Annotated in this window: 3 protein-coding genes; all 3 read right to left on the bottom strand. The window is 71.9% G+C overall.

From position 1 onward, the window contains the following. Positions 1-1,068, bottom strand: a 1,068-nt coding sequence (locus tag ACZ7M2_RS52365; RefSeq protein ID WP_471601358.1) for a GlgB N-terminal domain-containing protein, incomplete at its 3' end; no start/stop codon positions are given. Between the two features lie 36 nt (positions 1,069-1,104). Next, the gene (locus ACZ7M2_RS52360; protein WP_471601357.1) at positions 1,105-2,568 is read right to left on the bottom strand and encodes a maltokinase N-terminal cap-like domain-containing protein; all 1,464 of its coding nucleotides are present in this window, start codon (positions 2,566-2,568) and stop codon (positions 1,105-1,107) included. 120 nt (positions 2,569-2,688) lie between these two features. Further along, positions 2,689-2,802: alpha-glucosidase C-terminal domain-containing protein (locus tag ACZ7M2_RS52355; RefSeq protein ID WP_143138439.1), on the bottom strand; the 114-nt coding region annotated here is incomplete at its 5' end.

Here is a 2,802-nt window from a genome sequence, read left to right as displayed (position 1 = left end):
GCGCCACGAGGGGAGGTGGACCTCGTAGACGGACAGCGGTGCCTCGTGCACCGGACGGGCACCCCGCCCCGCCATCCACTCCTCGTCCGTCCACACATGGTGCGAGACGTGCACGATCGACGATGTGCGCGGCGGGACCTCGGTGCGCCGGGCCATCGGGTCGGCCCGCAGGGTGCGGGACCCGTCCGGGCGGGTGATCTCGAACTTGTAGAGCTCGCCCTCGCCGATCGCCGGCACGAACAGCTCCCACACCCCGGAGGAGCCGAGCGACCGCATCGGGAACCCGGTGCCGTCCCAGAAGTTGAAGGTGCCGGCGAGGCGCACCCCGCGCGCGTTCGGCGCCCAGACCGTGAAGCGGGTGCCGGTCACCCCCTGGTGCACCATCGGCTCCGCACCCAGGGCGCGCCACAGCTCCTCGTGGCGTCCCTCGCCGAGCAGATGGAGATCGAACTCCCCGAGCGCGGGCAGGAAGCGGTACGCGTCCTCGGTGTCCTGAACCGTCCCCTCGTACGCGACGAGCAGCCGGTACGCCTCCGGGACCGCGCGCAGCGGCACCAGCGCCGAGAAGAATCCGTCCCCGTCGTCGTGCAGCTCGGCCCGCAGGTCGTCCGTCACGACGGTCACCCCGAGCGCGTACGGACGGAAGGCCAGGAAGGCCACGCCGCCGGGCACCGGATGGGCGCCGAGCACCCCGTGCGGATCGTGGTGCGTGCCGGAGAGCAGCCGCTCGCGGTCACCGGGTGCGACTCCGGCGAAGACGGGAGCGCTGTCGACGACGGCGGGCTCGCACACTCCGGCCACGGGCTCGGCGCCCTTCGGTTCGGCAGCACGCGGTTCGGGAACCCTGGCCCCGGCCCCCTTCTTCGCGACCTTGGAGACCCCCGAGACCTTCGCATCCTTCGCGGCCTTGCTCCCGGCAGGCTTCTGAGCAGCGGCCTTCTTGACGGCAGCCTTCTTGACCGTCGCCTTCTCGGCCGTCGCTTTCTTCACCGCCGTCTTCTTGGCGGCAGCCGGCTTCTTGGCACCGTTCTTCTTCGGACTGTCGTCGGACGGGGGACGGGGCGTCACGGGCAGGGCCTCCTCGGCGGGGTGAGGTGGGGAAGGTCAGGGGGATGCGGCGAGTCGGCGTATCGCCGCCATCGGTACCGGCAGCCAGTCGGGCCGGTGCCGGGCCTCGTACAGGACTTCGTAGATCGCCTTGTCGGTCTCATAAGCGCGCAGGAGTACGGGATCGGCGCGCGGGTCGCGGCCGGCGACCTCCGCGTAGCCGGCGCAGTACGCGGCCCGGCAGAGGTCGGCCCAGTCGGGCACCGCCTGGACGGCTCCCGCTCGTGCGGAGCCTGGGGCCCCGGGGACGGAGTGGGCCGCGTAGTCGAAGGAGCGGAGCATCCCCGCTATGTCCCGCAGGGGCGGCTGGGGCATGCGGCGCTCGGCGAGCGGTTTCGAGGGCTCGCCCTCGAAGTCTATGAGCGACCACTCCCCGGAGGGCGCGCGCAGGCACTGGCCGAGGTGCAGATCCCCGTGTATGCGCTGGGCGGTCCAGGTCTGCCCCTCGGTGGCCAGGTCGGCCAGCGCCTCGAAGGCGGTGCGCAGACCGGCTGCGTACGGTCGCAGCGCGGGCACCGCCTGCGCTGCCGCGGCCAGCCGCTCGGTCATGCCGCCGACGAGCAGTTCCCTCTGCACGTGCCCCAGCGTGACCGTGGGCAGGGCCCGGGCGAGGGCTGTGTGCACCTCGGCGGTGGCCCGGCCCAGCGCCCGCGCCTCCCCGGTGAAGCCCTCGCCGGCGCGACAGCCGTCCTCGGCCGGTTCGCTCTGTTTGGCCAGTTCGCTCAGCGCCAGCTCCCAACCGTCCACCGCGCCCTGGACATAGGGTTGCAGCACTCCCAGGACGTACGTCTCCTCGTCCAGGTCGGCGACCATCCACGCCGTCGGTGCCGGCACCCGCGGGCAGCCCTCCCGGGACAGCATCAGCGGCAGCTCCAGATCGGGGTTCACCCCCGGAACCACGCGGCGCAACAACTTCAGGATGAACGTATCTCCGAAGACCAGGGACGAGTTGGACTGTTCCGCGGTGATCAGGCGCGGCACCAGATCGCCCCGCATCTCCTGGCGTCGGTCGCGTTCGAAGCGCAGCTCGCCGACGCGGGCCTGGGTGCGCAGGGCTTCCAGGAGTACGTCGGCGGGACGCGGGTCGTGCAGTGCCTCGTAGACCGTGCGCCCCGCCAGCGGCCCCTCCTCCACGTGTCCGATCAGCGCGGGCGCCAGGTGCGGCGGGAGTGCCTCGCGTACGCCGATGAGCAGTTGGTAGCAGTCGCCGGGCTGGGTGCCGGCTCCCTGGGCGGGGGTGAGCGGCTGGTGCGCCCGGACCAGCAGGTGGAGCAGGCCGAGCTGAGCCGTCGAGGGCAGCAGTTCATTGGCCGTCACCAGGGAGAATCCGGTCACCGGACGCCCCTTGCCCGCGAACCAGCGCTGCCGTGGCAGCCATTCCCGTAGGAGCGGATCGAGCGACGCGAGTAACTCGGGGCGTGCGACGGGGGCCGTGACAGAGTGGATTGCGGCTTCCGACATGACGTCGCGTCCTTTCCCCAGGGGCCCGGAGACCGGGCGAGTCGGGGTGTTACTGATGCGTGCCCAGGGCGGGACGGAGGAAACCGCCCCGCCGACCGGGTTCTGGAGTCTGTCCTTGGATCAGACGGCGTCCTTGCGGAGCCGGAACCAGTAGAAGCCGTGGCCCGCGAGGGTGAGCAAGTACGGCAGCTCTCCGATGGCCGGGAATCGCACCCCGCCGATGAGTTCGACCGG

It is taken from the genome of Streptomyces sp. NPDC111507, assembly GCF_055638955.1.
This window is presented reverse-complemented; position numbering and strand designations above follow the sequence as displayed.

Bases quoted from the DNA above. Each gene is read 5' to 3' on its own strand.
- ACZ7M2_RS52360 (WP_471601357.1), bottom strand. From the start codon at position 2,568: ATGTCGGAAGCCGCAATCCACTCTGTCACGGCCCCCGTCGCACGCCCC.